Consider the following 26,558-nt stretch of genomic DNA (forward strand, 5'->3'; position numbering starts at 1 on the left):
CGGCCGCACGAGCGGATGCGACGGATGTCGTAGACATCTAGGTTAGTGCCTTTGTGAAGCCGCGCACAAAGTGAGTGCCCGTTAACTGTCCCAGCACGGCGCCCCGGTGGCGAATCCGGCCCGCGCTCGCCGCAATAATCTGAGGTCATGACCCCTCGTGATCACCGCATCACCCTCCTCGGCAAGCCCGGGTGTCACCTCTGCGACGACGCCCGCGCGATCATCCAGCGCGTCGCCGAGGAGCTCGGCGTGCCCTGGGAGGAGCGGGACATCACCGCCGACCCCCAGGACCAGGCCGAATACGGGGAGATGATCCCCGTCGTCCTGATCGACGGCGTCCAGCACGACTACTGGCGCGTCAACGAAGCCCGCCTACGCGATGCATTGACGGCGTGATCATGCACTGTGCGGCGCGCGCCCGCAGGACGGGCACATCGCATGATCACGAAGCGCCGTGGCGCTGGTCAGACTGCGTGCGGCGGAATCCCTGCATGATCGCACCCTGAGAAACCGTACGTCACGGAGCTTCCCGGGACGCCGCGCATGATCACGGCGACTTCGGTTGTACGTCTCAGACAAAGGTGGTGGGGAGGGGGACGACCTTCGCGGCGTTGACGGTGAGTTCGATCACGTTGGTGGCGAGGACGAGCGCCTGGCGTTCAGTGGCGAAACGCTCCATGTGGGGCTGGCGCTGGTGCTCGGAGAAGCCGACCTCGTCGCGGTAGAGCTCGTAGACGATGCGCTGGAGCGGCGCGGACTTCACCCCGTGGCAGACGAAGACCAGCGTGTCGGGCTCGTTGCGCTGCACGGCCTCAACGGTCTCCTCCGCCAGCTTGTCGAACGCCTCGCCCGAGCCGTCCAGCAGCGTGAAGACCGTGAGCAGGCCGTAGATGGACGGGGACGGCTTGACCGACCCGCCCCGTGGGGCCGGCGCGGGGCTCTGCCGGGACGCCGAGCCGAAGCCCACGCCGAAGCTGGCGGCGACCTCCGGCGGGATCTCGACCCCGGGGAAGACGGCGCCCGTGGCGGGCATGCCCTGCTGCGGCTCCGCCTTGGCGGGCGCCGGCATGCCGTACACGTCGGCGGCCATGAGCTGGCCCGTCGCGGGGCCGCCGAAGTCGTCGAGCGGCTGCATGCGGGCGGCGTAGTCGACCTCCTCGCCGGCGCGGTACTCGGCCACGAGGTCACCGAGGCCGGAACGACGGGGCGGAGCCTGGGCGGGCGGGGCAGGCGGCACAACCTGCGGAGCGGGCGGGGCCTCCCGGCGATCGACGGCGCGGCGGCGCCCGCTTTCCTCCCACTCGCCGTCCTCGTCCTCGTCCTCGTCTTCGTCGTACGGCGCGAGCGGCCTGGCCACCGCGTACCAGATCCCACCGGCGGTGACCGCGAGGAGCGCCACGATGACGATCCCGGGGAGCGTGAGCTCCAGCGCGCCCACGAGCGCCATGCCGGCCGGAGCGAGCACCACGGTCGCGTTCATGTTGTCGGCGTCGTAGTCGTCCCCGTCGCGCCAGCTCAGCAGGGCCACGGCCAGGGAGATCAGCAGCGTGACGATCACCAGTACGTGGATGCCCCGCAGCAGCCACTCGGGCCAGATGTCCCAGTGGACCGGGGCGTCCGGGAGCTGCTTGGTGAACCCGCCGGCGACCGGGTCGAGCAGCATGATGACGACGCCGACGACCGTGAGGGCGATGCCCAGCAACCACCCGCCGAAGCGGGCCGACGCCTTCTCGGCGAGGAGTTGCAGCACGCCGACCGCGAGCCAGAGCGGCGCCAGCAGCGAGCCGGTGACCTCGAACGCCCGGAAGGTGGCGGACCCGAAACCGGTCAGGTGACCGACCGCGATCGCGCCGAGCGAGAGGGCGAGCGCACCCGTGGTGACGCTCCACGCGATCAACCAGCCGGTGGGCTCGTCACGAAGGCGCCCGATGAGGACGCCGGTGGTGATCCCGGCAAGCAGGGCGCCGGCGAACGCGAGGAGAGCGACAAGGACTTCCATGGTGGACCCCATGCTGCCGGACATTGCCTTCCGACCGGTAGCCGGTTCCCCAGGGGCGTCTACGGACCGGAAGCACCGTTACGGGAATTGATTACTGTGCTCAGACGGATTGTGTTATTTCCCGATGATTTCTAGAGTGTTCGAGCACGCCGACTCCCCTTCCCCCATGGGATACCGGATGCCGAACACGTGGCCGATGGCCGGGCTGTCCCCTCCAGCCGGAGCAGCGCTCCCCGCGCGCGCCGTCGATCCCGCCGCCGGCGAGAACGACGAGATGCGAACGCTGGTGTTGCGCGCCAAGACCGGCGACACCGAGGCGTTCGGCATGCTGTACGACCGCTATCTGGAGCTGGTGTACCGCTACGTCTACTTCCGGGTGGGCGCGCACGCGCTCGCGGAGGACCTGACGAGCGAGACCTTCCTGCGCGCGCTGCGCGGGATCTCCGACTTCACCTGGCAGGGCCGTGACTTCGGCGCCTGGCTGGTGACGATCTCCCGCAACCTCGTGACCGACCACTTCAAGTCCGGCCGGAACCGCCTGGAGGTGGTCACGGCCGAGGTCCTGGACACCCCGCTCGACGGCCCGCACATCCCCGAGAACGCCGTGGTCACCAACATGGTCAACGAGCGGGTGATGCAGGCGATCAAGCAGCTCGGCCCGGAGCAGCAGGAGTGCGTGATCCTGCGCTTCCTCCATGGAATGTCGCTCGCCGAGACCGCCATGGTCATGGGCAAGAAGAGCGGCGCGATCAAGGCCCTGCAGTTCCGGGCTATCAAGGCACTCGCTCGGACGCTACCCAAGGACCTCTAGCCCGTAACCCATACCGCCGTCCCGTCGTTGGGCATGTGGCAGGGGCGGGATCATCAAGCGGGGATGGCGGGAGCGTTCATGGGCTGGTGGCGACCCTCGCGCCGGCCGTGCGACGGGTGGGTCACCCGCACGACCGGCCATGTCACCGCGCGCCTGCTCTCCCTCCGCCTGGGCGGCGCCCCGAGCCCCGAGTTCCGCGCGAGCCTCCGCGAGGAGCTGCTGCGCGCGCACGCCGCCGAGCGGGTCCCCGCCGGGGACCCGCCCGCCCGGCGGCCCGAGGTCCGCCGCCGGTCCCTTCTCGTACGGCTCCGCCCGGCCATCGTGTTCGCCGTCCTGCTGGCCGGGATGTACGCCACGGGCGTCAGGACCTACCACTCCGTGCCCGGTGACGTGCTGTATCCGCTCAAGCGGACGGCCGAGTCGACGTTGCTGTCCCTGGCGACCGACGACCAGGAACGGGCAGAGCGGGAGATGATCGCGGCACGGCTGCGGGCGGCGGAGACCGCCTCACTGGTGGGCTACTCGGCGCCGGATCGCGACCGGCTGATCGAGCAGGCGCTCGACGACATGGAGACGACGACCCGGGCGGCTCTGAGCCGCGTGCAGCACCGTGGACCGGCCAACAGCGAGGAGAGCAGGGAGGCCCGCCGCTTCGCCCGGGAGCAGCGCACGATGGTGGAGCCCCTGCTGCCGAAGCTCGACGACGAGAACCGCGACAAAGCCAACAAGTACCTGAGCTATATCGACACGTTCACGGCTTCCGGCCATTGACGTACGGCTCGCCGCGCACATGGGCGATTAAGCTGATGTGCCATGAGGCGGCTATTGCGACGGCGGGAGGCGGCGGAGATCGCGGGTGAGGTGGCGGCCGCGGCCGCGGTCTCGGCCCCGGTGATCGTCCCCGATCTCAGCGCGGCGGCGTTCTTCGACGTCGACAACACCATGATGCGCGGCGCCTCGATCTACCACTTCGCCCGCGGGCTCGCCTCGCGCGGCCTGTTCACCACCAACGACCTGCTGAAGTTCGCCGTGGGCCAGGCGTGGTTCCGGATCCGCGGCAACGAGAACCCCGAGCACATCGCGCGGGCCAAGGAGATGGCGCTGGCCTTCGTCGCCGGGCTCAAGGTAGACGACGTCGTGCACCTCGGCGAGGAGATCTACGACGAGGTCATGGCCGACCGCGTCTGGGCCGGCACCCGGGCCCTGGCCCAGGCCCATCTCGACGCCGGCCAGCGGGTGTGGCTGGTCACCGCCACCCCGGTCGAGCTGGCCCGGGTGATCGCCCAGCGCCTCGGGCTGACCGGCGCGCTCGGCACGGTCGCGGAGACGGCCGACGGGGCCTACACCGGCAGACTGGTCGGCGACCTGCTCCACGGGCCGGCCAAGGCCGAGGCGATCCGGGCGCTGGCCCGCCGCGAGGGGCTCGACCTGTCCCGCTGCTCGGCCTACAGCGACTCGGCCAACGACCTGCCCATGCTCTCGCTGGTCGGCCACGCGTACGCGATCAACCCCGACAGCGAGCTCCGCGAGCACGCCCGGGAGCAGGACTGGGAGATCCGCGACTTCCGGACCGGCCGGAAGGCCACGATGATCGGCCTGCCGATCGCGGCCACGGCGGGCGCCATCGCGGGCGGCATCGCCGCCGGGATCGCGCTGCGCAAGCACTACCGCTCGGTCGTCTGACAGAACTAGTCGTCTGACAACCTAGAAGAGCGGCGGGAACGCGTGGCCGCGCCGCAGCCGCAGAGCGTTGAGCCGCTGCTGGATGGTCTCGCGCACCTGGTCGGTGAGGTTGAAGACCAGCATGGGGTCGTCCGCCTCATCGGGGTCGAACTCGTCCGTCCGGATCGGCTCGCCGAACTCGATGAGCCACTTCGACGGCAGCGGGATCAGCCCTAACAGCCCCAGCCAGGGAAAGAACGGCGTGATCGGCAGGTACGGCAGGCCGAGAAGCCGGGCGAGCGTCCGGAAGTCCCCGACCTTGGGGTAGATCTCCTCGGCCCCGACGATGGCACAGGGCACGATCGGCACCCCGGCCCGGATGGCCGACGCCACGAAGCCGCCCCGGCCGAACCGCTGGAGCTTGTAGCGCTCGGAGAACGGCTTGCCGACGCCCTTGAAGCCCTCGGGGAAGACTCCTACGAGCTCGCCCTTGCGCAGCAGGCGGTCGGCGTCCTCCGGGGTGGCCAAGGTGTGTCCCGTCTTGCGGGCGAGATGCCCGAGCACGGGAAGCTGGTAGACCAGGTGGGCGCCCAGCAGCCGCACCGGCCGCTTGGCCTCGTCGTGCAGCGCGACCTGCATCATCAGCGCGTCCACCGGGAGCGTTCCGGAGTGGTTGGCCACCACGAGAGCGCCGGAGTCGGCCGGCACGTTCTCCAGCCCCAGCGTCTCAACCCGGAACCAGTGGTGGTAGAGCGGCCGGATGAGCTCCAGCAGGACCTTGTCGCTGAGCTCGGGGTCGAAGCCGAACTCGTCGACCTCGTACTCCCCTGAGACCCTGCGCCGCAGGAAGGCGAACAGCTCGGCGAGCCGCTCGTCCGGCGGGCCGGGTGGAGAAGCGCCGCGGGCCGCCGAGATCGGGATGACCCGCGCGCCGTCCGCGCCGGAAGCCGGCATCTCGTTCACCACCTCGTCGCCAGGCCGGACAGCCAGTCCACCACGGCCACCTGCAGGTCTCCGGCGATCCCGACGGTGCCGCGGGACCGGAGAAAGTCGTCGAAAGCGGCGGCCGTGCTGTACTTGGGCTTCCAGCCCAGCTCGGCGGACAGCCGGGTGGTGTCCACGGCACGGCCATGGAGCAACAGCGCGATCTGCTCCGGGGAGAAGTCGACGAGGCCCGCGTTCCGCGCCAGCCCTCCGAGCGCGCGGAATGCCGGAGACGGCACCGGGACCGCCGGACGGCCCGCCCGCCGCGCGCACTGCGACAGCAGCAGCACGCCGTCTCCGGCGACGTTGAACACGCCGGGGTGGTCCTCGACCGCCATGCGGCGCAGCACCTCGACCGCGTCGTCCTCGTGGACGAACTGCAGCCGGGGGTCGAACCCGAAGACGGTCGGCAGCACGGGCTGCGAGAAGTACCGCGTCAGCGGCGAGTCGATGCCCGCGCCCATGAAGTTGGCGAACCGCAAGGTCGAGGTCGCCACGTCGGGACGCCGCCTGGCGAAGCCCCTGGTGTATCCCTCGATCTCGTGGGCGTCCTTGGCGTAGCCCGAATGGGACACGTCGACCGGCTCGGTGTCCTCGGTGAACACCGCGGGGGCGTGCGGCGACGAGCCGTACACGGCCGTGGTCGATCGCACCACCACCCTGCGCACCGTCGCCGACCGCTGGCAGGCCGCCAACAGCTGCATGGTGCCGATGACGTTGTGCTCCTTCATGGCCGAGCGGCTCTGGGCGGGGCCGCTGACCAGGCTCATGTGCACAACGGTGTCGACGTCCGCCGCCGCGATGACCTGCGCGATGTCGGGGCTGCGCAGATCGACGCGGACGAACTCGGTGCGGCCGAGCGGCGCGCCGCCGTCTCTCGCCGGAGAGGGGGGTGGCACCGTGTCGACTCCGATGACCCGGTCGATGCCCGGGTCCGCCGCGAGAGCGCTCGCCAGCCGAGCACCGATGTGACGGGAGACCCCGGTGACAAGCACGGTATGGGTCATCGCCGCCTCGCTGGGGTGTCCGTGTTCACGGTCGCCCGGCCCCTCGGGGACCGGTGCGCGCTCCGTCTCGACTACTTCTTGTTACGCCGCTGGATGCGGGTCTTCTTGAGCAGCTTGCGGTGCTTCTTCTTCGCCATACGCTTACGGCGCTTCTTGATCACAGAGCCCACGGGACCCCCAGGTGAAGGTAGTGAATGTCAAACCGGCGCGCGAGCGCACACCGGCTCAACAGCCTACCGGCGATCCACGGTAGATCGCCCCCAGGGGACCCCGCGTGGCCCGCGGGGCCGCTTCATCCAGCTTCGATGAAGGCATCCCTCAGGTAGTCGTGTACCGCCTGTTCGGGCACTCTGAAGGATCGGCCGACCCGGATGGCCGGCAGCTCACCCGAGTGCACGAGCCGGTACACCGTCATCTTGGACACCCGCATGACAGTGGCCACTTCGGCCACCGTCAGGAACTTCACCTCGCTGAGAGGTCTTTCGCCTGCACCCATCGGACGCCTCTTCCGCACGTGTTTCCGGGTTATCCCCACTGGTGCCATCGCTCACGCACGTGTACTGCCGTCAGCGTAAGTCCGGACTCCGAGTAGGCAAACCCCCCATTTCATCAGTCACCGGAGTCTTGTGCCGTCAAAATCGAGAAAAACGCTGGCAGCAGCCGGGTCGTGCCCCTCGCCTCAATCTTGGAACGGACCAACTTCTCTCACATTAGAGTCGCCCAGGCACACCAAAAAGTTGGCAAACGGTCGACACACCGGTCCAAAAGTGGCCTGAAATGCCCGGTTTGGGGTGACCCGGAAAGTCCGATTGGATCTCAGAGGGCTTGGGCGATCCGGTCGAGGAGGTAGGCCGTCAGCGGCCGGTAATACCGGGGCAACACGTTGTCATCCAGCGGCACGGTCACCGCGATCTTGCCTTCGGCCTCTCCGACGAACAGGGCGGGGTCGTTGCTGTCCGCGAACCCGACGGTCTCGATCCCGGCCTCTCCGGCCGCGCCCGCCCAGCCGTGGTCGGCGATCACCAGATCGGGCCGCTCCTCCGCGAGCATCGCCCGCATCGGGTCGGGATCATGCGTGTGGACGAGGGTTCCGCCGTCGGACAGCATGGCCACGTCGTCCACATAGCGGATCTTCTTCCGGCGACCGAGGCCACCGCCGACGTAGCTCCATCCCTCGGCGGGCGTGAGCAGGGTCGCGCCGTACGCCTCCAGGAACCGGGCCAACCCGAGGTGGATGGTGAGCAGGCCGGTCGGGTGTCCCGTGGCGACGATGACCCGAGCGCCGCCCGGCCGCAGCGCCTCGGCGACGCGGTCGCCCATCTCCTCCACGGCGTCGATGGTCCGCTCGGGATCGATCGTGTCCTGTCCCTCGCGGTGCGCCGGGTCGGCGACCACGCCGGCCTTCTTCGCCATCAGCTCCAGCACGTCGGCGTACGTCCAGTCCTCGGAGAACGTGAGGCCGAACATGTAGTAAGGGTCGCGCAGCGCCAGCGACCGATAGTGATCGAGGTTGTTCTCGCGGGTGGTCGCGACGTCCCCGGCGATTCCCGTCCTGACGAGGTGGTTCCGCAACTCGGCGCGCGAGGGAACGGCCGAGGCGGTGGCGAAGGCGGCGTGCGGAGGAAGGGTCACAGGGGCTACAGCGCTCCTCGTCTCGTCATGATTCCGTCAGGGCATCGGATCCAGCCCGTGGAGGGGGAAGACCGCGTTCCTGCTCGCCATGATGGCCCGGTCGATGGCGTCGGCTGGATCGTACCCTTCGGAAAAGTCACGATAATCCGGGTGGCGCCCGTCGGTCATGGTGAGCGGGGGCGTCTCGCCCGTCCGTTCGCGGACCAGGGTGCGCCAGCTCTGCGGCGTCGGCGTCTCCGGATCCACGGGGGCGCCCGCCGCCTCGGCGATGAGATGTGTCCAGGCCCGTGGCACCACCTGGACCAGCTCGTAACCTCCGCCGCCGGTGGCGATCCACCGGCCCCCCGCGGTCTCGTGAGCCAGCCGGTGCAGCTCCGCGTAGGCCGTACGCTGCCCGTCGATGCTCAGCATGAGGTGGGCGAGGGGGTCGAGCGCGTGGCTGTCGCAGCCCTGCTGAGTGACGAGGATCTCCGGCGCGAACTCCCTGAGCAGCGGAGGGACGACCGCGTGGAAGGCCCGCAGCCAGCCGCTGTCGCCGCACCCGGCGGGAAGGGCCACGTTGACCGAGGTGCCCTCCGCGCCCGTCTCCTGGGGGAAGCCCGTGCCGGGGAAGAGCGTGCGTGGGCTCTCGTGCAGGCTGATCGTGAGGACCCGCGGATCGTCGTAGAACATCGCCTGCACGCCGTCGCCGTGATGGGCGTCGACGTCGACGTAGGCGACCCGGGACGCGCCCTGGGAGAGCAGCCAGGCGATCGCGACGGCCGGGTCGTTGTAGACGCAGAAGCCGCTGGCCGTGGAGGGCATCGCGTGGTGCAGGCCCCCGGCCACGTTGACGGCGTGCTCGGCCTCGCCGTTCCACACCGCCCTCGCGGCCTCCAGCGTGGCCCCGGCGATCAGCGCCGACGCCTCGTGGACTCCCACGAACGAGGGATTGTCGGGGGTGCCCAGCCCGCGGCTCAGATCGGGCCGGCCGGTCCGGGAGACCTCCTTCACCCCGTCGATGTAGTCCCGCTTGTGGACCAGCGCCAGCTCGTCGTCGGTCGCGGCGACGCAGCCGGTCATCTCGACGCCGTCGAGCACGCGCAGGTCCCGGGCGAGCGCCATGGTGAGCTCGACCCGCACCGGCGCCAGCGGATGCTCGGGACCGAAGTCGTACGAAATCAGCGCGTCATCCCAGACGACCCGCACCGCCTGACTCATGACCGCGACGGTACCGTTACTCGGTGCGGAGGGCGACGACCGGGTCCAGCCTTCCGGCCCGCCGCGCCGGGGCGACGCCGAAGAAGACGCCCACGGCGACCGACACCCCGAACGCCAGGGCGATCGACCACCAGGTGATCGCCGCCGGCACCGGCGAGACGGCCTGGATCAGCAGCGCCCCGCCGACGCCGAGCAGGATGCCGATCAGCCCCCCGAGGGTCGTCAGCAGCACGGCCTCGATGAGGAACTGCCCGAGGATGTCGCGCTGACGGGCGCCGAGGGCCTTGCGCAGGCCGATCTCCTTGGTCCGCTCCCTCACGCTGACCAGCATGATGTTGGACACGCCGACCCCGCCGACCAGCAGCGAGATGCCCGCGATGGCGGCGAGCACGCCCGTGAGCATGCTGAGGACCGTGCCGATGGTCCCGAGGAGCTGCGTCTGCGTCACGGCGGAGAACTTCTCGTCGGGATAGCGGGCGTCGAGCGCGGCGACGACACGGCGTTGCAGCGGCTCGATCTCGTCGGGGCCGGACGCGCCGACCGCGATTCCGTTGATCCTGGGCAGCCCGATCAGCCGCTGGGCCGTGGTGACCGGGATGTGGACCTCCTGGTCACGCGCCACGCCGAACGTCGAGCCCACCGTCTCGTAGACCCCGATCACCCGGAACCGGACCCCCGCGATCGTGACCTGGCGGCCGATGGGGTCGACGTCGCCGAACAGCTTCCCCGCCACCTCGGCCCCGAGAATGGCCACCCGGCGGCGGGTGTCGACGTCGGTCGCGCTCAGATAGCGGCCGCGGCGCAGCGGCCGGTCGAAGATGTTCGGCAGGTTCTCGTCGGTGCCGGTGAGCGTGGCGAACACCTCGGTCCGTCCGACCCGCACCGACTCGCCGGAGTTGACCGCGACGGTCACCTTGGACGGATCCCCGACGACGCGGCGCACGTAGGCGACGTCGGACAGGTCGAGCCGGCTCTGCGTCGGGGCGGCGCCGAGGCCCACCTGACCGGGAACCACGAGGATGATGTTGCTGCCCAGCCCGGCGATCTCCTTCTCCACCGCGTTCTTGGCCCCGGTCCCGATGGCGACGAGGATCACGACCGCCAGCACACCGATGATCACGCCGAGCATGGTCAGCGTGCTGCGCAGCCGGTTGACCCGCAGGGCCTCCAGCGCCATCCGCAGCGCCTCCGCCGTCCTCATCGGGTGTCACGCTCGATGAGGCCGTCGCGGACGTGGACCTGGCGGCGGGCGCGGGCCGCGACCTCGGGCTCGTGCGTCACCAGGACGACGGCCACGCCGCTGTCGGCGTTCAGGCGCTCCAGCAGGTTCATGACCTCATCGCCGTTCCGCGTGTCGAGGTTGCCGGTGGGCTCGTCCGCGAGGACGACCTTGGGGTCGCCCACGAGAGCGCGGGCGATCGCGACCCGCTGCTGCTCGCCGCCGGACATCTGGGACGGCCGGTGCCCGAGCCGGTGCCCCAGGCCGACCGCCTCCAGGGCCTCCCTGGCCCTCGCCCGCCGTTCCGTCCCCGAGACGCCCCGGTAGACCAGCGGAAGGGCCACGTTGTCGATCGCCGACGTGCGCGCCAGCAGGTGGAAGGACTGGAAGACGAAACCGATCGTCTGGTTGCGCAGCTCGGCCAGCTTGGTGTCGTCGAGGGTCGAGACGTCCACGCCGCCCACCCGCAGGATGCCGGATGTGGGCCGGTCGAGGCAGCCGAGCAGGTGCATGAGCGTGGACTTGCCCGAACCCGACGGGCCGAGGATGGCCACGAACTCCCCCTGGTCGATGCGCAGGTCGACGCCGCGCAGGGCGTCCACGGAGACACCGTCGAGGCGGTACGACCGCGTGAGCCCCACCGCCTCGAACGCCGGATCACTCACCTCACGCCACCCCCAATGCATGATCACGCGGGAAGTAGGGGGAGGTCATGGGAGCGTCTGGGCTTGGCGGACGGTGTCGGCGCCCTTGACGACGACCTGGTCGCCCGGTGAGACGCCGCTGAGGACCTCCACCGCGGCGTCGCCCTGCGCCCCCAGCTTGACGACCCGCCGCTCCGCCCTGCCGCCGCGGACCGCCCAGACGATCGTCTCCCGCCCGCTCGTCACGATCGCCGAGGCCGGTACGGCTGTCGCGTCCGGAGACTCCCTCACGGTGAGGCGGACGACGGCGCTCATCCCGGGTTTGGGCCACGGGGCGGCGCTCTGGTCGTCGTAGACCCCCTTGCCGAGCCTGAGCCGTACGGGATAGCTCACCCCGCCGGTGGCGCCTTCCTTGGGGGTGACCCCGATGCCCGTCACCGTGGCGGTGTAGGTCGCGCCGGTGACCGCGTCGAGCTCGACCTGGGCGGGCGTCCCCTCCTTCACCAGCAGCACGTCGGTCTCGTCCACGTCGGCGGAGAGCGTGAGGGTGGACACGTCGGTCACCGTGGCGATCGTGTCGCCCACCGCCACCGGGACGCCGGTCGCGATCACGCCTCCGGACCGGCCACTGGGCGCGGCGGCCGCGGCTCCGGCCTGGCCCGCCAGCCCTGCGGGGAGCTGGCTGATGAGGCCGCTCAGGCCGGCCGTACCGCCACCGGAAGAGGGGCCGCCAAGAGTGACGACCCCGCCGAACGGCGCCTTGACGACGAGGCCGTCCACGGTCCGCTGGGCGGCCTTGACCGCGGCCTTGGCCTGGGACCTCGACGCGGCCTGGAGGGACGACATGGAGGCCGTCAGCCCGCTCAGGCCCGCCCCGAGCCGGCCCGTCACCTGGCTGATCGACTGGTTGAGCCCGGTGACGACCTGGCTGAGCGCGCGCTGCTGGGCCCTCTGCTGGGCCTCGGCCGTGTCGATGGCGGACAGCAACTGGGCTCTGATCAGGGGATCCTTGATCTTCTTCGCCGCTTTCCTGGCCTGGGCGAAACAGCGGGCCACGTCGGGCGATCCGGGCAGCTTGAGCGTTGGAAGGCGCACGGAGGTCGCGCCGCCGCCGAGGGAGACGGGCCGGGAGGCCTGCCTGTCGGCCTTATGGGCCTGGTCGAGCTGGTCCTTGGCCTGCGGAGAGCTGATCTTCGCGAGGATCTGGCCCTTCTCGACGGTGTCGCCGTCCTGGACGTAGAGCTTGGCGACGGTGCCGGAGGCCGGAGCGGTCAGGGCGGCCGTGGCGCGCGCGCCGACCGTCGCGGGCGCCTCGACGACCTCGCTGACCGGCGCGCGGGTCACCCGGGCGATCTGAACCTTCGCGGGTTCGGACGCGGAGCAGCCCGCGACGAGGAGGACGGCGAGGAGCGGGAGGATTCCGCCACGAAACGTCACCCGGCCAATGGTAAAGGGGGGGTCACGCGGTCCCCTCAGACGCGCCTCAGATTCCTGATGGCGGGCACGCTCAGCAGGCAGACGACGCCGGCGAGGCCGACCGCGAAGCCGAACAGCAGGACGTGCTCGGCCCCCACCCTCGCGGCGACGGGGCCGGAGAGCGCCTGCCCGAGCGGGATGCTGAGCACCGAGCCCGCGACCTCGTAGGCCGTCACCCGGTTGAGGACGTCCTGGGTGACCTGGGTCTGCACGCTGGTGGCCCACATGACCGACCAGAACGCCCACGCCGCGCCACTGAGGGCGAAGGCCGCGGCGACCACCAGGGCGGGCATGTGGACGGCGATGACGAGAGGCTCCAGGAAGTACACGATCATGGCGACCGCTCCGGCGGCCAGCGGCCTGACCGGCTTGAACCACATCGCGACCACTCCGCCGACGATCGTGCCCGCCCCGGCGGCCGACATGATCCAGCCGACGGCCGCCTTGCCGAGACTCTCGCTGACGATCGCGAGGCCGAGGGGCATCAGCGGGCCGAAGACCAGCACGCCGTAGACGGCCCAGACGATGATGACCGCCCACATCCAGGTGCGGGAGCGGAACTCGTCCCAGCCCTCGCGGAGGTTCCGCAGGAACGAGGAGCCGCGGGCCAGCGTCGCGACCGGGCGGACCCGGAGCGCGAGGAGACAGACGGCGCTCACGGCGAACGTCCCGGCGTTGACCCCGTACACGACGCCGGCGCCTCCGAGGAGGATCAGCGAGCCGGACAGGGCGGGGCCGAGGAGCTGCGCCATGGCGTCCGCCACCCGGAGCGTGGCGTTCGCCCGCTGCACGTCCGGGGATATCTGCGGCACCATGCTGCTGACGCCGGGCTGGAACATCGCCGCGGCGGCGCCGCTGAGCGCGGACAGCACGATGAGCAGCGAAAGCGCGGGCCTGCCGGTGAGGAAGGCGGCCGCGATGACCGACTGGGTGACGACGCGGACCAGGTCCGCGCCGATCATCATGCGACGGGCGGTGAACCGGTCCGCGAAGACGCCGCCGAACAGGATGAGGCCGCCGAAGGGGGCCATCCAGGCCGCGAGGACGTACCCGACCCCCGTGGCCCCGTATCCGGCCCCCAGCACGCCGAGGGAGACGGCCACGGGCAGCATGGCGTCTCCGAGGATCGAGATCGCCCGTCCGACGAAGTAGAGCGCGAAGTCACGCGTCCAGAGAGCGGGCCGCCGGGTCTGTCCCGCAACCTGTACGGCTTGCGCCACTTCGTCCCCTCCCATTTGTCCGGACATATCATGCCCCCAAAAGGGAAGGTTTCCGAATCGGTTTAGCCGGAGGCGAGCTGGCGGCTGCGGTCGCGGGCGGCCTCGATGGCGTCGAGGAACGCCGCCCTTACCTTGTGGCGCTCCAGCTCGGCGATGGCGGAGATGGTCGTGCCGCCCGGCGAGGTCACGGCCTCCCGCAGGATCACCGGATGCTCCCCGGAGTCCCGCAGCATGATGGCCGCGCCGACGATCGACTGGGTCACCATGTCGAGCGCGGCGGCGCGCGGCATGCCGAGCAGGATCCCGGCGTCGACCATGGCCTCGACGAGGTAGAAGAAGTAGGCCGGGCCGCTGCCGGACAGCGCGGTCGCGGCGTCCTGCTGGGACTCGGGGATGCGCAGGACCTTCCCGACCGGGCTCAGCAGGTCCTCCGTGCGCTTCAGGTGCTCCTCCGAGGCGTGCGCCCCGGCCGAGATGACGCTCATGGCCTCGTCGACGATCACCGGGGTGTTCGACATGACCCGGACCACCGGGACGTCGTCGCCCAGCCTGGACTCGACGAACGCCGTCGTGATACCCGCCGCCACGGAGATGACGAGCCGGCCGGCCGGGACGTACGGCGCGATCTCGGTCAGCAGGCCGGCCATGTCCTGCGGCTTCACCGCGAGGATGAGGGTGTCGGCGCTCTTGGCCGCCTCGGCGTTGCCGGCGACGCGCACGCCGTACCTCTCGCGCAGCGCCTCGGCCCGCTCGGGGCGCCGGGCGGTCGCCATGATCTCGTTCGGGCGGAGCCCGGCGCGCACCAGCCCGGACAGCAGGGCCTCGCCCATCTTTCCGGTTCCCAAAATCGCGATCATGTCACTCCTTTATCGGTACGTGCACCCGCACCTGGGCGCCCCGGCCCGCGAGCCTGCGCCGCTCGGCGGGGCGCACGCCGTACGGGATCTGGAACTCGAAGCCGTCGGGCTCGCGGTCGTTCAGGGCGGCCAGCGCGGCGGCGACGTCGATGAGCCGCCGGTCGTGCGTGGCGATCACCGGGTGTCCCGGGCCGGCCAGCAGGATCTTGAGGCACCGCACGTACGACAGGTCGGCCTCGTGGGCCGTCTCGTAGGCCAGGGCGGGAGCGGCGTCGTAGCCGCCGTTGCACAGCCGTACCCTAGCGGAGGCCAGGGCCCGGCAGTCCTCCTCGGCGCGTCTGAGGGACGACTGGACCACGACGCCGAGCGTGGGGTGCTCGCCCCGCAGCGCCGCGTGCACGGCGAGCGTGGCGTCGACGGCCGTGTGGTCCTCCCTGTCGAGGGGCCTGCCGAGGGGCATGTCGAGGGTCACCGTGGCCCCGGCGTCCCTCGCGGCCTCGCAGAGACGCCCGACGCTCTCGCGGTCGAGCTTCTGGGGCCTCACCGTCAGGTCCGCCCCCCGCGCGAGCCCCCGCCGGGCGAGGGCGTCGAGCAGCGTGAGGAAGTCCTTCTCGTCGTTCTCCCCGAGATGATCGACGGTCACCGGAAAGCCCTCGGCCGCGAGCCCGGCCACGGCCAGGCAGGCGTCCTCGGCTGTGGCTCCCGCGTCTCCCGCCACGTGGCGCCGCGCCGGCCAACGCCACGCGGCCTCCAGAATCGCACGCATCACTCCACCACCTCCTGGATCCCAGCCTAAGAGTCCATGGGCGCCGATCACCGGAGCGCGGCCTTCATGTTGCGGTTTCACAACCACCCGCGACAAGCGTCGCCTTTATCCGGATGATCTACCGGATGGTGTCATAAGTCGGTTCCAACGCCGGAACCGCTGACGTCGAAGGGGTATACGTGAAGAAGATCCTGATAGCGCTGGCCACCGCCGGCCTGGGTCTGAGTGGAGCGCTGGTCGCGGGACCCGCGACGGCCAGTGCTCCGCAGGCTCCGGATTACACGCCACCCGCTCCACAGTGGGCACAGTGCGACGGCCTGCCCGCGGGCATCGAGTGCGCGCTGGTCGAGGTCCCGCTCGACCACGACCGGCCATGGGGCAAGAAGATCAAGATCGCGGTGTCGCGTAAGAAGGCCACGGACACGGCCCACTACCAGGGTGCCATGCTGTTCAACCCGGGCGGTCCCGGAGGCAGCGGCCTGGCCTATCCCGCGGTGATGGAGGCCCGGCTCGGCTCCGCCCTGGCCGCGCAGTACGACCTGGTGGGCTTCGACCCGCGCGGCGTCGGTTCGAGCGAGCCCGCGCTCCGCTGCGACCCGCACTTCTTCGACCCGGTGCGGCCCGACTACGTCCCGGGCGACTGGGCCGAGGAGGCGGCGTGGGTGAAGAAGACCCGGGCCTACTCCCAGGCCTGCGACGACACCTACGGCGACCTGCTCCGGCACATGACCACGGTCGACGCGGCCAAGGACATCGACCTGATCCGCAAGGCCCTCGGCCAGAACCAGATCAGCTACGTGGGCTACTCCTACGGCACCTACCTGGGCGCGACGTACGCGACCCTGTTCCCCACCAAGCTCCACCGCCTGGTGCTGGACAGCATCGTCAACCCCGACCGGGTGTGGTACGACGCCAACATCGACCAGAACCACGCCTTCGAGGTGCGCGCGAAGGACTTCTTCGCGTGGATCGCCAAGTATGACGCGACCTACCACCTCGGCACGACCGGCGCCGACGTGGAGAAGGCCTTTTACGGGGCCCGCGCCAAGCTGAAGGCGACCCCCGCCGAGGGCACGGTCGGGCCGGACGAGCTCGACGACACCTACCTGGCGGGCGGCTACCTCAAGAGCCGCTGGCCGCGCCTCGCCAACGCGCTGTCCAAGTACGTCACGGCGAACGACACCGCTCCGCTGATCGGGGCGTTCGGCCTGTACGGCGACTACGCCAGCGACGACAACACCTTCGCGGTCTACTCGGCGGTGGAGTGCTCCGACGTCCGCTGGCCGCGCAACTGGGCCAAGTGGCACCACGACTGGTGGCAGTCTTACCAGACCGCCCCGTTCCTGACCTGGGGCAACGCCTGGTTCAACGCGCAGTGTGCCTCCTGGCCGGTCCGCGCCCAGCACGAGCAGCGCATCAGCGGCCGGTGGGTCAAGGACGCGCTGTTCTTCCAGGACACCAAGGACGCCGCCACGCCGTACCAGGGCGGCGTCGAGATGCACAAGCTGTTCCCGGCCTCGCGCCTGGTGGTCATGGACGGCGGCGGCAACCACGGCCTCACCGGTCGCGGGAACGCCTGCATCGACGACATCTGGAAGGCGTACCTGACCGACGGCACGCTGCCCGCGAGCCTGCCCGGGCCCGACGTCCACTGCGCGCCGTTCGCGGACCCGGTCCCGCCGGCGGCGACCGCGCGTGCGGCCACCCAGGACGACGACTGGGTCCCCGGCGAGCGCTAACCCCCCTTTTGCACGACCTCCACGAGCCCCTGACCTCCGGGTCAGGGGCTCGTGGCGTGCTTCGCGGCCCGGCGGCCGGTCACGGGGTACGGCGGCGCAGGGTGGCCGCGCCCAATACGAGGGCCAGCAGCGCGGACCCCGCGACGACGACCACGTCGCGCCAGAAGTCCCCGCCCAGGTCGTGGCCCATGACCGCGTCCTTCATCGCCTCGATGGCGTACGACATCGGGAGCACGTTGGAGATCCACTCCAGGACCGGCGCCATCTGGTCGCGGGGCACGAGGATCCCGCCGAGGAGGAGTTGGGGGATCATGACCAGCGGCATGAACTGCACGGCCTGGAACTCGGTGCGCGCGAAGGCGCTGCAGAACAGCCCGAGCGCCGTGCCCAGCAACGCGTTGAGCAGGGCCACCAGCACCAGCGGCCACAGCGAGCCGGAGAGGTCCAGGCCGAGCCAGGTGAGGGAGACGGTCAGCGCCAGCGCCACCTGGAGGCAGGCCATCACGCCGAACGCGACGCCGTACCCGAGGAGCAGGTCGAGCTTGCCCAGCGGCGTGGCCATCAGGCGCTCCAGCGTGCCGGACGTGCGCTCGCGCAGCGTGCCGATCGAGGTGACGAGGAACATCACCAGGAAGGGGAAGACGCACAGCAGGATCGGCGCCCACTGGTCGAACGAGCGCTGGTCGTCCATCACGTAGTAGAGCAGCACGATCACCAGCGTCGGGACGAGCACCATCAGGGCGACCGTGCGATGGTCGTGGCGGAGCTGCGTCATGATCCGGCGCGCGGTGGCCAGGGTGATCGCGAGGTTCATGCCGCCGCCCTCTCCTCGATGAGGCGCAGGAACGCCTCTTCCAGATCCGTGGTCCGGGTGTGCTCGCGCAGGCCGTCGGGCGTGTCGTCGGCGAAGATCTCCCCGTCGCGCAGCACGATCAGCCGCTGACACCGGGCGGCCTCGTCCATCACGTGGCTGGAGACCACGAGCGTCACGCCGCGGTCGGCCAGGCCCTGGAAGAGGCGCCAGAGCTCCTGGCGCAGGACGGGGTCGAGGCCGACGGTCGGCTCGTCGAGCACCACGAGCTCCGGGCTGCCGAGCAGCGCCACCGCGAGGCTCGCCCGGTTGAGCTGACCTCCTGAAAGGCTGCCGCCGAGCTGGTCGCCCGCCCCGGCGAGGCCGACCTCCTCCAGCACCCGGTCGGCGTCTCCCTTGGGCGCGCCCAGCACGGCCGCGAAGTAGCGGAGGTTCTCCCGCACCGACAGGTCCCGGTAGACGGCCGGGTTCTGCGTGGAGTAGCCGATCTTGCGCCGTAAGGCGGGGCTCCCGGCGGGCTCGCCGAGCACGGTCACCTCCCCGCCGGCGACGAGCTGAACTCCGACGATCGACCGCATAAGCGTCGTCTTGCCGCAGCCGCTCGGGCCCAGCAGGCCCGTCACCTGGCCTCTCGGCACCTCGAACGTGAGCCCGTGCAGCACCTCGCGGCCGCCTCGGGACACCCGCAGATCCCGTACGGAGATCGCAGGATCGGATAAATTCATCATGCGTTGAATTTAACCTTCCGGCATGCCGCCGTCAACAGGTCGCTGAACCGCGCGGGCGGCCCATCCGTCAAAGGGGTATGCGAAAGCTCTGGCTCGTGGCAGTCGTGTTCATGGCCGTGTCCTGCGGGGAGACGCCTGCACCGCAGCCCGACGGGGCGGTCGGGGTCCCGGCCAGTTCGGGGGCGCCCAGCGCGGAACCCTCTCCGGCCACGCCCGTGGGGAACACGCTGAAGGCGCACAAGGTGCCGTGGATCAGCGCGACCCCCACGGACTCCTCGCTGAACGTGGTCTGGTGGTCCGGCGTGGAGCCGTGTTACGTCCTCGACCGCGTGGAGGTCACGGAGACCAAGGACGCTGTGACGGTCACTCTCTGGGAGGGGCATGACCGGCGCAAACCCGACGCCGTCTGCATCGAGATCGCGATCCAGAAGCAGACCACGGTGAAGCTCTCCGCCCCCCTCGGGACCCGGAAGGTCATAGACGGCGCGAAATGATGCCGGTTCTGACCGCTTGGTGAACCGGCCGCCGCGCGGTGCCGTCAAAGGGTCATGCGGACGACACGACGTATCGCGGCGATCGCCGCGACTGCCCTGGCCCTCACCGTCAGCGCGCCTGCCCTCGCCGTGACCGGCGCCTCGGATCCCGTACCGGTGAAGCCGCAGGGCGGCACCCTCGATCCCCACAAGGTCCGTTGGGAGTCGGCGAAGCCGATCAGGCATGGCCGCTATCTGCGGATCACCTGGACGTCCGGCATCGCGCCCTGCTGGGTCCTCGACCGGGTCCGCGTCAAGGAGACGTCCCGGAAGGTGACGGTGACCCTCTACGAAGGGCACACCAGGAACGCCGGGATGTGCGTCCTGATCGCCGTACGGAAGACCACGACGGTGCGGCTCAGGACGCCGCTCGGCCACCGCCACGTCGTGGACGGCGCCCGCGGCTGACATACGGCCGCCGCTCCGGGAATGGTTTCGCCGCGCCGAGAGTTGAGCCTCCTAGACTCAAGACGTTTGACAAAGCCTTCGGGCGGGTTCAATATCTGAGTCGGACCGACTCAACTTTGACTACAAGGACGTACTCATGGCACGTGCGGTAGGTATCGACCTGGGGACGACCAACTCCGTCGTCTCGATCCTCGAGGGCGGTGAGCCCACCGTCATCGCCAACGCGCAGGGCTCGCGGACCACGCCGTCCGTGGTCGCCTTCGCGAAGAACGGTGAGGTTCTCGTCGGCGAGGTCGCCAAGCGGCAGGCCGTGACCAACGTCGACCGGACGATTCGCTCGGTCAAGCGCGAGATGGGCACCAACTGGACCGTCGAGATCGACGGCAAGAAGTTCACCCCGCAGCAGATCAGCGCCTTCGTCCTGCAGAAGCTCAAGCAGGACGCGGAGGCCTACCTGGGCGAGAAGATCACCGACGCGGTGATCACCGTCCCGGCGTACTTCAACGACGCCCAGCGGCAGGCCACCAAGGAGGCCGGCACCATCGCGGGCCTGAACGTGCTGCGCATCATCAACGAGCCCACCTCCGCGGCGCTGGCCTACGGCCTCGACAAGGAGAAGGACCAGACCATCCTGGTCTTCGACCTCGGCGGCGGCACCTTCGACGTGTCCCTGCTGGACGTCGGCCAGGAGGACGGCCACGGCTTCGTCGAGGTGAAGGCCACCAGCGGTGACAACCACCTGGGCGGCGACGACTGGGACCAGCGCGTCGTCGACGAGCTGGCGACCCGGTTCAAGAACGCCCACGGCGTCGACCTCGCCAAGGACAAGATGGCCCTCCAGCGCCTGCGTGAGGCCGCGGAGAAGGCCAAGATCGAGCTGTCCAGCCAGACCGAGACCTCGATCAACCTCCCCTACATCACCGCTTCCGCCGAGGGCCCCCTGCACCTCGAGGAGAAGCTGACCCGGTCGGAGTTCCAGCGGATCACCGCCGACCTGCTCGAGCGGTGCAAGGGCCCGTTCCACCAGGTCATCAAGGACGCCGGGATCAAGGTCGCGGACATCGCCCACGTCGTGCTCGTCGGCGGCTCGACCCGCATGCCGGCCGTGTCGGAGCTGGTCAAGGAGCTGACAGGCGGCAAGGAGCCCAACAAGGGCGTGAACCCGGACGAGGTCGTGGCGATCGGCGCCGCGCTCCAGGCCGGCGTGCTCAAGGGTGAGGTCAAGGACGTCCTGCTGCTGGACGTGACCCCGCTCAGCCTGGGCATCGAGACCAAGGGCGGCATCTTCACCAAGATCATCGAGCGCAACACCACGATTCCGACCAAGCGGTCGGAGGTCTTCACCACGGCCGAGGACAACCAGCCGTCGGTGCAGATCCAGGTCTATCAGGGCGAGCGTGAGATCGCGGCCTACAACAAGAAGCTGGCCACGTTCGAGCTGACCGGCATCGCCCCGGCGCCGCGCAACATCCCGCAGATCGAGGTCACCTTCGACATCGACGCGAACGGCATCGTCAACGTCTCCGCCAAGGACCTCGGCACCGGCAAGGAGCAGTCGATGACGATCACCGGCGGCTCCGCGCTGGCGAAGGACGACATCGAGCGCATGATGCGCGAGGCGGAGTCCTACGCCGAGGAGGACAAGAACCGCCGCGAGGAGGCCGAGGTCCGCAACAACGCGGACGCGCTGGCCTACCAGACGGAGAAGTTCCTCGGGGAGAACGACGACAAGGTTCCGGCCGACGTCAAGACCGAGGTCAACGACGCGCTCGCCGAGCTGAGGAAGGCTCTGGAGGGCACCGACACGCCGGCCATCCGCGCCTCCGCGGAGAAGCTGGCGACCGTGAGCCAGAAGATGGGCTCGGCCATCTACGCCCAGTCCCAGGCCGCGGGCGGCGGCGAGGACGGCGCGGCGGCCGCCGGAGCGCAGCAGGACAAGGCCGATGACGACGTCGTGGAGGCGGAGATCATCGACGATGAGCCGAAGCAGGAGGGCGGCAACAAGTGACCCCGCGCGAGAACGGTTCCGAGCAGGAGCCGGTGATCCGCGACAACCGCAAGATCGACCCGGAGACGGGCGCGGCCCGGGAGACCGCTGAGGCGGCGGACGAGGCGGCGGACCTCCTCGCGGAGCGCACGGCCGACCTGCAGCGCCTCCAGGCTGAGTTCAGCAACTACCGTAAGCGGGTCGAGCGGGACCGGATCACCGTCAAGGAGCACGCGGTCGCCAACGTCCTGTCCGAGCTCCTGCCCGTGCTCGACGACATCGGCCGGGCCCGTGACCACGGTGAGCTCACCGGCGGCTTCGCCAAGGTGAGCGAGTCGCTGGAGGCGGCCGTGGGCAAGCTCGGCCTCACCACCTACGGCGCGAAGGGCGACCCGTTCGACCCGACCGTGCACGAGGCCCTCCTGCACAGCTACTCGGCCGACGTGAGCGAGCCGACGTGCATCGAGATCCTCCAGCCGGGCTACCGCATCGGCGACCGCATCCTGCGCCCGGCGCGCGTGGCGGTGGCGGAGCCAGGAGAGGACGAGACTCCGGAGGAGTCGACCGGCGAGACCGGTGAGATCGACGACTCCGGAGACAACTGAGACACCCGGGAGCCTCTCCCCGTCCGGGAGAGGCGACCCTTTCTTACGAAGGAAGCGATAGATGAGCACCAAGGACTACTTGGAGAAGGACTACTACGCCGTCCTTGGTGTGCCCAAGACCGCGACCCCTGAGGAGATCAAGAAGGCGTACCGCAAGCTCGCCAGGCAGTATCACCCCGACGCCAACCGTGGGGACACGCAGACCGAGGAGAAGTTCAAGGAGGTCTCCGAGGCCTACGACGTGCTCTCCGACGTCAAGCGCCGCAAGGAGTACGACGAGGCACGCACCCTGTTCTCCGGTGGCTACGCCGGGGCGGGCGGCCCCCGCGGCGGCGGCTTCAACTTCGACTTCGGAGACCTGTTCTCGGGAAGCGGCGCCGGGCACACCGGCGGGGGTGACCGGTTCGGCGACCTGCTCGGCGGCCTGTTCAACCGCGGCGGCGGCACCGGTACGCGCACGACCGCCACGACCAGACCGCGACGTGGCCAGGACATCGAGTCCGAGGTCACGCTCGCCTTCGGCGAGGCCGTGGACGGCAGCACGGTGTCGCTCCGGCTGACGAGCTCATCCGCCTGCGCCGCCTGCGCCGGCACCGGGGCGAAGGCGGGCACCACGCCAAGGGTCTGCCCGACATGTGAGGGCACCGGGGCGGCCAGCCGCAATCTCGGCAACTTCGCCTTCTCGGAGCCGTGCCGCGACTGCCGGGGCCGCGGCCTCCTGGTCGACGACCCGTGCCCGGTCTGCGAGGGCAGCGGGCGCGGCAAGAGCACCCGCACGATCCAGGCCCGCATCCCGGCGGGGGTCGGCGACGGCCAGCGCATCCGCCTCAAGGGCAAGGGCGCGCCAGGCGAGAACGGCGGCCCCGCGGGCGACCTCTACGTGCAGGTCCACGTCAAGCCGCACCCGGTCTTCGGCCGCAGCGGGGAGAACCTGACGGTCACCGTTCCGGTCACCTTCCCGGAGGCGGCACTCGGCACCGAGATCAAGGTGCCGACGCTGCGCGGCATGCCGGTCACGCTCCGCATCCCGGAGGGCACGCCCAACGGGCGGACGTTCCGGGTCCGCGGCCGTGGCGCCGCCCGCAAGGACGGCACCAAGGGTGACCTGCTGGTCACCGTGCAGGTGACGGTCCCGCAGCACCTCGACGACAAGGCCCGCGCGGCCCTGGAGGAGTTCCGGGACGCGACCGAGGGCGCGGACCTCCGAGAAGAGCTGATCAAGCAGGCCAGAAGCGAGTGAGCCGATGGATGCCAACTTCTTCGATCTGTCCGATGACACTCCTGTTTACGTCATCTCGGTAGCCGCCCAGCTCTCCGGGCTGCACCCGCAGACCCTCCGCCAGTACGACCGGCTCGGGCTCGTCAGCCCGGGCCGTACGGCGGGGCGCGGGCGGCTCTACTCGACCCGCGACATCGTGCTTCTGCGCGAGGTCCAGCGGCTCTCCCAGGAGGACGGGATCAACCTCGCGGGCATCAAGCGAATTCTCCAGCTGGAGACCGACAACCTGCGCCTGCGCGACGAGGTCGCCCGGCTGCGGGGAGAGGTCACCATGATGCGGGCGCTCGTCCGGTACGAACTGCCGCCTGCCTGAAAGCGAGGCATCGACCCCGATGGATTACAAGCTGACGCAGAAGAGCCAGGAGGCGTTGTCCGGGGCGGTCCGCCGTGCGGCCTCCGAGGGCAATCCGGAGGTCGCCCCGGCCCATCTGCTCACGACCATGCTCGCCCAGACGGGCGGCACCGCCGTACCGCTCCTGGAGGCGGCGGGCGCCGACTGGAAGCTGCTGCGCACACAGGCGGAGGAGCTGCTGGCCAGGCTGCCCAAGGCGCAGGGCTCCACTGTGAGCGCGCCGTCGAGCTCGCGGCAGCTGCTGACCGTGGTCAACACGGCGGCCCAGCGGGCCAAGCAACTCGAGGACGAGTACGTCTCCACCGAGCACCTGCTCGTCGGGCTGGCGACGGACGGCGGCCAGGTCGCCGAGCTGCTCAAGGCTCAGGGCGCCACCCCGAGCGTCCTGCTCGACACGTTCGAGAAGGTCCGGGGGCACTCCCGGGTCACCAGCGAGACGCCCGAGGACACCTACCAGGCGCTGGAGAAGTACGGCGTCGACCTCACCGAGCAGGCGAGGGCGGGCAAGCTCGACCCGGTGATCGGCCGGGACACCGAGATCCGCCGGGTCGTCCAGGTGCTGTCCCGCCGCACCAAGAACAACCCCGTCCTCATCGGCGAGCCCGGCGTGGGCAAGACCGCCGTGGTCGAGGGCCTGGCCCAGCGGATGATCGCCGGTGACGTGCCGGAGAGCCTGCGGAACAAGCGGCTCGTCGCGCTCGACCTCGGCGCGATGGTCGCGGGCGCGAAGTACCGCGGCGAGTTCGAGGAGCGGCTCAAGGCCGTGCTCACCGAGATCAAGGAGAGCAACGGCCAGATCGTCACCTTCATCGACGAGCTGCACACCATGGTCGGCGCCGGCAAGGCCGAGGGCGCGATGGACGCGGGCAACATGCTCAAGCCCATGCTGGCCCGCGGCGAGCTGCGGATGATCGGCGCGACGACCCTCGACGAGTACCGCGAGCGCATCGAGAAGGACCCCGCGCTGGAGCGGCGCTTCCAGCAGGTCTACGTCGGCGAGCCCTCGGTCGAGGACACCATCGCGATCCTGCGCGGGCTCAAGGGCCGTTACGAGGCGCATCACCAGGTGCAGATCTCCGACAGCGCGCTCGTCGCGGCGGCGACGCTGTCCGACCGCTACATCACCGCCCGGTTCCTCCCCGACAAGGCCATCGACCTGGTGGACGAGTCGATGTCCCGGCTCCGCATGGAGATCGACTCCAGGCCCGTGGAGATCGACGAACTGCAGCGTGCTGTCGACCGCATGAAGATGGAGGAGCTCGCGCTCGCCAAGGAGACCGACGAGGCCAGCCGCCAGCGCCTGGAGAAGCTCCGCGAGGAGCTGGCCAACCGCCAGGAGGACCTCAACGCCCTGGTCGGCCGCTGGGAGCGGGAAAAGGCAGGCCTGAACAAGGTCGGCGAGCTGAAGAAGCAGCTCGACGAGGCGCGGAGCGCGGCCGAGCGGGCCCAGCGCGACGGCTCCTTCGAGGAGGCGTCCCGGCTGATGTACGCCGAGGTGCCCCGGCTGGAGAAGGAGCTGGCCGAGGCCACCAGAGTCGCCGAGGAGGCCGAGTCCGAGCCCATGGTCAAGGAGGAGGTCGGCCCCGACGACATCGCCGAGGTGATCTCGTCGTGGACCGGGATCCCCGCCGGGCGGCTGCTGGAGGGCGAGACCGCCAAGCTGCTCCGCATGGAGGACGAGCTCGGCAGGCGCCTCATCGGCCAGCGCGAGGCCGTACAGGCCGTCTCGGACGCGGTGCGGCGGGCCCGCGCGGGTATCGCCGACCCCGACCGCCCCACCGGCTCGTTCCTGTTCCTCGGCCCGACCGGCGTCGGCAAGACCGAGCTGGCCAAGGCGCTCGCGGAGTTCCTGTTCGACGACGAGCGGGCGATGACCCGCATCGACATGAGCGAGTACGGCGAGAAGCACAGCGTGGCCCGGCTGGTCGGGGCCCCGCCCGGATACGTCGGTTATGAGGAGGGCGGCCAGCTCACCGAGGCCGTCCGCCGCAGGCCGTACACCGTGGTGCTGCTGGACGAGATCGAGAAGGCCCACCCGGAGGTCTTCGACATCCTGCTCCAGGTCCTCGACGACGGCCGGCTCACCGACGGGCAGGGCCGTACGGTCGACTTCCGCAACACGATCCTGATCCTGACCTCCAACATTGGCTCGCAGTTCCTGGTCGATCCGAAGCTGGAGAGCGGCGCCAAGCGCGAGGCCGTGCTCACAGCGGTGCGGAACGCGTTCAAGCCGGAGTTCCTCAACCGGCTCGACGACGTCATCGTGTTCGACGCGCTCGGCACCGAGGAGCTGTCCCAGATCGTGGATCTCCAGGTCTCGCGCCTCGCCAGGAGGCTCGCGGACCGGCGGCTCAGGCTCACCGTGACGCCCGCCGCCCGCGACTGGCTCGCCCTGACGGGCTTCGACCCGCTGTACGGCGCGCGCCCGCTGCGGAGGCTGATCCAGTCCGCCATCGGCGACCGGCTCGCGAAGGAGCTGCTGTCGGGCGAGGTCCGCGACGGCGACGAGGTAATGGTGGACCTTGACGATGCTGGGGACACTCTAAGCATCGGCCCCACTCGGTAAGGTCTTCCCCACCATTGCGGCAAGCCGGCCCCGCCCTTTCCCCTCGCTGCTACGTTCGGCGTTCGTCGGACTA

26 protein-coding genes and 1 pseudogene are annotated in these 26,558 nt (G+C 70.2%); 12 read left to right on the forward strand and 15 right to left on the reverse strand.

The window, feature by feature from the left end:
* Positions 1 to 147 precede the first annotated feature (147 nt).
* Complete coding sequence (locus tag ABH927_RS04590; protein WP_370018309.1) at positions 148 to 396, forward strand: glutaredoxin family protein; 249 nt, start codon at positions 148 to 150, stop codon at positions 394 to 396.
* Between the two features lie 175 nt (positions 397 to 571).
* Here ABH927_RS04590 and ABH927_RS04595 read toward each other — a convergent pair whose 3' ends face one another.
* On the reverse strand, positions 572 to 1,999 hold the full coding sequence (locus ABH927_RS04595) for a putative quinol monooxygenase (RefSeq protein ID WP_370018311.1): 1,428 nt from the start codon (positions 1,997 to 1,999) through the stop codon (positions 572 to 574).
* 124 nt (positions 2,000 to 2,123) lie between these two features.
* Here ABH927_RS04595 and ABH927_RS04600 point away from each other — a divergent pair, with 124 nt between their 5' ends.
* From ABH927_RS04600 to ABH927_RS04610, 3 genes are all read left to right on the forward strand, one after another.
* Positions 2,124 to 2,810, forward strand: a complete 687-nt coding sequence (locus tag ABH927_RS04600) for a sigma-70 family RNA polymerase sigma factor (RefSeq protein ID WP_370018312.1) — start codon at positions 2,124 to 2,126, stop codon at positions 2,808 to 2,810.
* Between the two features lie 78 nt (positions 2,811 to 2,888).
* The gene (locus ABH927_RS04605; RefSeq protein WP_370018313.1) at positions 2,889 to 3,581 is read left to right on the forward strand and encodes a DUF5667 domain-containing protein; all 693 of its coding nucleotides are present in this window, start codon (positions 2,889 to 2,891) and stop codon (positions 3,579 to 3,581) included.
* A gap of 42 nt (positions 3,582 to 3,623) precedes the next feature.
* On the forward strand, positions 3,624 to 4,493 hold the full coding sequence (locus ABH927_RS04610) for an HAD family hydrolase (protein WP_370018314.1): 870 nt from the start codon (positions 3,624 to 3,626) through the stop codon (positions 4,491 to 4,493).
* Between the two features lie 21 nt (positions 4,494 to 4,514).
* Here ABH927_RS04610 and ABH927_RS04615 read toward each other — a convergent pair whose 3' ends face one another.
* The 12 genes from ABH927_RS04615 to ABH927_RS04670 form a co-directional block, all read right to left on the reverse strand.
* The gene (locus tag ABH927_RS04615; RefSeq protein WP_370018411.1) at positions 4,515 to 5,426 is read right to left on the reverse strand and encodes a lysophospholipid acyltransferase family protein; all 912 of its coding nucleotides are present in this window, start codon (positions 5,424 to 5,426) and stop codon (positions 4,515 to 4,517) included.
* A gap of 5 nt (positions 5,427 to 5,431) precedes the next feature.
* A complete protein-coding gene (locus tag ABH927_RS04620) occupies positions 5,432 to 6,463 on the reverse strand; it encodes an NAD-dependent epimerase/dehydratase family protein (protein ID WP_370018315.1) in 1,032 nt (343 codons plus the stop codon).
* 71 nt (positions 6,464 to 6,534) lie between these two features.
* Positions 6,535 to 6,633, reverse strand: a complete 99-nt coding sequence (locus ABH927_RS04625) for a 30S ribosomal protein bS22 (RefSeq protein ID WP_018654693.1) — start codon at positions 6,631 to 6,633, stop codon at positions 6,535 to 6,537.
* Positions 6,634 to 6,755: 122 nt separating this feature from the next.
* Positions 6,756 to 6,959: a helix-turn-helix domain-containing protein gene (locus tag ABH927_RS04630; protein ID WP_030456159.1), complete on the reverse strand. Its 204-nt coding sequence runs from the start codon at positions 6,957 to 6,959 to the stop codon at positions 6,756 to 6,758.
* A gap of 320 nt (positions 6,960 to 7,279) precedes the next feature.
* Positions 7,280 to 8,095, reverse strand: coding sequence for a phosphatase (locus ABH927_RS04635; protein WP_370018317.1), 816 nt, complete (start codon positions 8,093 to 8,095; stop codon positions 7,280 to 7,282).
* A 36-nt stretch (positions 8,096 to 8,131) separates the two neighbouring features.
* Positions 8,132 to 9,295, reverse strand: coding sequence for an acetoin utilization protein AcuC (locus tag ABH927_RS04640; RefSeq protein WP_370018319.1), 1,164 nt, complete (start codon positions 9,293 to 9,295; stop codon positions 8,132 to 8,134).
* A gap of 16 nt (positions 9,296 to 9,311) precedes the next feature.
* A complete protein-coding gene (locus ABH927_RS04645; protein WP_370018321.1) occupies positions 9,312 to 10,496 on the reverse strand; it encodes an ABC transporter permease in 1,185 nt (394 codons plus the stop codon).
* On the reverse strand, positions 10,493 to 11,179 hold the full coding sequence (locus ABH927_RS04650; RefSeq protein ID WP_370018323.1) for an ABC transporter ATP-binding protein: 687 nt from the start codon (positions 11,177 to 11,179) through the stop codon (positions 10,493 to 10,495). The genes ABH927_RS04645 and ABH927_RS04650 overlap by 4 nt, the downstream gene beginning before the upstream one ends.
* Positions 11,180 to 11,224: 45 nt before the next feature.
* Complete coding sequence (locus ABH927_RS04655; RefSeq protein WP_370018325.1) at positions 11,225 to 12,595, reverse strand: efflux RND transporter periplasmic adaptor subunit; 1,371 nt, start codon at positions 12,593 to 12,595, stop codon at positions 11,225 to 11,227.
* A 35-nt stretch (positions 12,596 to 12,630) separates the two neighbouring features.
* Positions 12,631 to 13,869: an MFS transporter gene (locus tag ABH927_RS04660; protein WP_370018327.1), complete on the reverse strand. Its 1,239-nt coding sequence runs from the start codon at positions 13,867 to 13,869 to the stop codon at positions 12,631 to 12,633.
* Positions 13,870 to 13,916: 47 nt separating this feature from the next.
* Complete coding sequence (gene proC, locus ABH927_RS04665) at positions 13,917 to 14,711, reverse strand: pyrroline-5-carboxylate reductase (protein WP_370018328.1); 795 nt, start codon at positions 14,709 to 14,711, stop codon at positions 13,917 to 13,919.
* Position 14,712: 1 nt separating this feature from the next.
* Positions 14,713 to 15,477 (reverse strand): proline dehydrogenase family protein, encoded by a 765-nt coding sequence (locus tag ABH927_RS04670; protein ID WP_370018330.1) that lies wholly within the window; start codon positions 15,475 to 15,477, stop codon positions 14,713 to 14,715.
* 179 nt (positions 15,478 to 15,656) lie between these two features.
* Here ABH927_RS04670 and ABH927_RS04675 point away from each other — a divergent pair, with 179 nt between their 5' ends.
* A complete protein-coding gene (locus ABH927_RS04675) occupies positions 15,657 to 17,216 on the forward strand; it encodes an alpha/beta hydrolase (RefSeq protein WP_370018332.1) in 1,560 nt (519 codons plus the stop codon).
* Positions 17,217 to 17,295: 79 nt separating this feature from the next.
* Here the strand turns inward: ABH927_RS04675 and ABH927_RS04680 are convergent, their stop codons facing one another.
* Both ABH927_RS04680 and ABH927_RS04685 read right to left on the reverse strand, forming a co-directional pair.
* On the reverse strand, positions 17,296 to 18,030 hold the full coding sequence (locus ABH927_RS04680) for an ABC transporter permease (RefSeq protein WP_370018334.1): 735 nt from the start codon (positions 18,028 to 18,030) through the stop codon (positions 17,296 to 17,298).
* A complete protein-coding gene (locus tag ABH927_RS04685) occupies positions 18,027 to 18,755 on the reverse strand; it encodes an ABC transporter ATP-binding protein (RefSeq protein ID WP_370018337.1) in 729 nt (242 codons plus the stop codon). Before ABH927_RS04685 ends, ABH927_RS04680 begins: the two co-directional genes overlap by 4 nt.
* A gap of 95 nt (positions 18,756 to 18,850) precedes the next feature.
* Here ABH927_RS04685 and ABH927_RS04690 point away from each other — a divergent pair, with 95 nt between their 5' ends.
* From ABH927_RS04690 to clpB, 7 genes and pseudogenes are all read left to right on the forward strand, one after another.
* Complete coding sequence (locus tag ABH927_RS04690; RefSeq protein ID WP_370018339.1) at positions 18,851 to 19,249, forward strand: hypothetical protein; 399 nt, start codon at positions 18,851 to 18,853, stop codon at positions 19,247 to 19,249.
* A 54-nt stretch (positions 19,250 to 19,303) separates the two neighbouring features.
* The gene (locus ABH927_RS04695; protein ID WP_370018341.1) at positions 19,304 to 19,696 is read left to right on the forward strand and encodes a hypothetical protein; all 393 of its coding nucleotides are present in this window, start codon (positions 19,304 to 19,306) and stop codon (positions 19,694 to 19,696) included.
* Between the two features lie 136 nt (positions 19,697 to 19,832).
* A complete protein-coding gene (dnaK, locus tag ABH927_RS04700; protein WP_370018343.1) occupies positions 19,833 to 21,704 on the forward strand; it encodes a molecular chaperone DnaK in 1,872 nt (623 codons plus the stop codon).
* On the forward strand, positions 21,701 to 22,288 hold the full coding sequence (grpE, locus tag ABH927_RS04705; RefSeq protein WP_370018345.1) for a nucleotide exchange factor GrpE: 588 nt from the start codon (positions 21,701 to 21,703) through the stop codon (positions 22,286 to 22,288). Before dnaK ends, grpE begins: the two co-directional genes overlap by 4 nt.
* 61 nt (positions 22,289 to 22,349) lie before the next feature.
* Positions 22,350 to 23,528 carry a molecular chaperone DnaJ gene (gene dnaJ / locus ABH927_RS04710; protein ID WP_370018346.1) on the forward strand — a complete coding sequence of 393 codons (1,179 nt, stop codon included), beginning with the start codon at positions 22,350 to 22,352 and terminating at the stop codon, positions 23,526 to 23,528.
* Positions 23,529 to 23,532: 4 nt separating this feature from the next.
* Positions 23,533 to 23,782: pseudogene (locus tag ABH927_RS04715) on the forward strand (heat shock protein transcriptional repressor HspR); the annotation flags it as partial.
* Between the two features lie 117 nt (positions 23,783 to 23,899).
* Entirely contained in the window at positions 23,900 to 26,485 is a 2,586-nt protein-coding gene (gene clpB, locus ABH927_RS04720; RefSeq protein ID WP_370018348.1) for an ATP-dependent chaperone ClpB, read from the forward strand.
* Positions 26,486 to 26,558: the final 73 nt, after the last annotated feature.

The sequence above is a fragment of the Planotetraspora sp. GP83 genome, assembly GCF_041262585.1.
Taxonomy (GTDB): Bacteria; Actinomycetota; Actinomycetes; order Streptosporangiales; family Streptosporangiaceae; genus JAOEGB01.

What these genes read in the sequence shown, in the direction of transcription:
- ABH927_RS04590 (WP_370018309.1), top strand. Translation starts at nt 148, where the DNA reads ATGACCCCTCGTGATCACCGCATCACCCTCCTCGGCAAGCCCGGGTGT.
- ABH927_RS04595 (WP_370018311.1), bottom strand. Translation starts at nt 1,999, where the DNA reads ATGGAAGTCCTTGTCGCTCTCCTCGCGTTCGCCGGCGCCCTGCTTGCC.
- ABH927_RS04600 (WP_370018312.1), top strand. Translation starts at nt 2,124, where the DNA reads ATGATTTCTAGAGTGTTCGAGCACGCCGACTCCCCTTCCCCCATGGGA.
- ABH927_RS04605 (WP_370018313.1), top strand. Translation starts at nt 2,889, where the DNA reads ATGGGCTGGTGGCGACCCTCGCGCCGGCCGTGCGACGGGTGGGTCACC.
- ABH927_RS04610 (WP_370018314.1), top strand. Translation starts at nt 3,624, where the DNA reads ATGAGGCGGCTATTGCGACGGCGGGAGGCGGCGGAGATCGCGGGTGAG.
- ABH927_RS04615 (WP_370018411.1), bottom strand. Translation starts at nt 5,426, where the DNA reads ATGCCGGCTTCCGGCGCGGACGGCGCGCGGGTCATCCCGATCTCGGCG.
- ABH927_RS04620 (WP_370018315.1), bottom strand. Translation starts at nt 6,463, where the DNA reads ATGACCCATACCGTGCTTGTCACCGGGGTCTCCCGTCACATCGGTGCT.
- ABH927_RS04630 (WP_030456159.1), bottom strand. Translation starts at nt 6,959, where the DNA reads ATGGGTGCAGGCGAAAGACCTCTCAGCGAGGTGAAGTTCCTGACGGTG.
- ABH927_RS04640 (WP_370018319.1), bottom strand. Translation starts at nt 9,295, where the DNA reads ATGAGTCAGGCGGTGCGGGTCGTCTGGGATGACGCGCTGATTTCGTAC.
- ABH927_RS04645 (WP_370018321.1), bottom strand. Translation starts at nt 10,496, where the DNA reads ATGAGGACGGCGGAGGCGCTGCGGATGGCGCTGGAGGCCCTGCGGGTC.
- ABH927_RS04660 (WP_370018327.1), bottom strand. Translation starts at nt 13,869, where the DNA reads ATGGGAGGGGACGAAGTGGCGCAAGCCGTACAGGTTGCGGGACAGACC.
- proC (WP_370018328.1), bottom strand. Translation starts at nt 14,711, where the DNA reads ATGATCGCGATTTTGGGAACCGGAAAGATGGGCGAGGCCCTGCTGTCC.
- ABH927_RS04670 (WP_370018330.1), bottom strand. Translation starts at nt 15,477, where the DNA reads ATGCGTGCGATTCTGGAGGCCGCGTGGCGTTGGCCGGCGCGGCGCCAC.
- ABH927_RS04680 (WP_370018334.1), bottom strand. Translation starts at nt 18,030, where the DNA reads ATGAACCTCGCGATCACCCTGGCCACCGCGCGCCGGATCATGACGCAG.
- ABH927_RS04685 (WP_370018337.1), bottom strand. Translation starts at nt 18,755, where the DNA reads ATGATGAATTTATCCGATCCTGCGATCTCCGTACGGGATCTGCGGGTG.
- ABH927_RS04695 (WP_370018341.1), top strand. Translation starts at nt 19,304, where the DNA reads ATGCGGACGACACGACGTATCGCGGCGATCGCCGCGACTGCCCTGGCC.
- dnaK (WP_370018343.1), top strand. Translation starts at nt 19,833, where the DNA reads ATGGCACGTGCGGTAGGTATCGACCTGGGGACGACCAACTCCGTCGTC.
- dnaJ (WP_370018346.1), top strand. Translation starts at nt 22,350, where the DNA reads ATGAGCACCAAGGACTACTTGGAGAAGGACTACTACGCCGTCCTTGGT.
- clpB (WP_370018348.1), top strand. Translation starts at nt 23,900, where the DNA reads ATGGATTACAAGCTGACGCAGAAGAGCCAGGAGGCGTTGTCCGGGGCG.